The 1,170-nt window shown below is 57.4% G+C and carries 1 protein-coding gene; it reads right to left on the bottom strand.

The features are described 5' to 3' along the window. Positions 1-15 precede the first annotated feature (15 nt). Complete coding sequence (locus tag J1C49_RS21455) at positions 16-975, bottom strand: IS110 family transposase (protein WP_227447852.1); 960 nt, start codon at positions 973-975, stop codon at positions 16-18. Positions 976-1,170 lie beyond the last annotated feature (195 nt).

The raw sequence follows: 1,170 nt of genomic DNA, 5'->3' as shown, positions 1-1,170 counted from the left end.
TAGCAACTGTATTTCTCAGACAGTCTGAGAAGTCCATTTTTGTCCTGACTTGACGAGGGCATTTGCGATTGTGGTGAGTTTTCGAGCGACGGCTGTGATGACGACCTTATGCGGTTTTCCGGCGGCGCGCAGACGGTCTGCGAAGGTTTTCAGGGCTGGGTTGTGATGGCTTGCGACGAGCGCAGCCTGGAACATCACATGCCGGAGCTGCCGCCTTCCACCGCCAATAGCCCGCTTGCCGCGCATGGCTCCGCTGTCGTGTGCGATGGGCGCGAGGCCTGTGAGCGCGGCCGCCTGCGCGCCGGTGATCTGGCCGAGCTCCGGCATTTCGGCGATCAACATCGTGCTGGCCACCGGGCCAATCCCGGGAATGGAGCGCAGGATACCAGCTGTCGTGGCAAGGCTCTCATCTGTCGTGATGACCTGTTCAATCTGGGCCTCCAGCTCTGCAATCTGATGATCCAGTAGGCTTATCAATTCGCCGTCTAGGGCTGCGAACATGTCAGCCGAACCCTGCTTGCCATGTGCCTTGATCTGCGCCAAAAGCCGCTTTCGCGTTTCCACGAGCTGACCCCGCTTTGACGCCAACGCTCTGAGAAGGCGTATCTTTTCATGCGGCAGGTTACGCCCGGCTTCGGGTCTGAACACCATGAAGCGTGCGATCAACTCAGCATCAATCCTATCCGTCTTAGCGCGCGTACCTCGGCTTGCCGCAAAAGCTTTGATCTGGGCAGGCGGCAACTGCCGGGTCGCGACACCTGCGGCATCCAAAGCAGCCCATAGCTTCCATTCCTGGCCACCGGTCGACTCGAAACAGACAAGAGCATCCTGAAGACTTGCCAGTTCACCCACTTGCGCATGTCCTTCCTCGCTATTGGGTCGTCGCAGCCTTTCGTTTGCTGGTAAGCAATGAATGTCCAGCCAATCGCGGCTGACATCTATGCCGATGATCGCAGTCTGTGTTACCGTATCCATGTTCTCTTCCTTCTGATCCGTGGTCCTGATCGGCCACATGCAACTGTTCGAGATGATGAAGAGAGACGGTGCTGGCTCGCTAAGGAACGTGGTCAAGCCACAAGGGTCAGACGCCAAACACCACCCCATCACCGATCTTCGCCAAGCCCGGTGATGGGGTATCAATAACAGATCAGAGATATAGAAGGGTCAGGA

The organism is Cognatishimia sp. F0-27 (assembly GCF_020667845.1).
In the GTDB taxonomy this organism is placed as follows: Bacteria; Pseudomonadota; Alphaproteobacteria; order Rhodobacterales; family Rhodobacteraceae; genus JAFMPQ01.
Note: the sequence above shows the minus strand (reverse complement) of the source record. Positions and strands in the feature narration are given on the sequence as shown.

Excerpts from the sequence above, each read along its gene's own strand:
- J1C49_RS21455 (WP_227447852.1), bottom strand. The coding sequence starts at position 975 with ATGGATACGGTAACACAGACTGCGATCATCGGCATAGATGTCAGCCGC.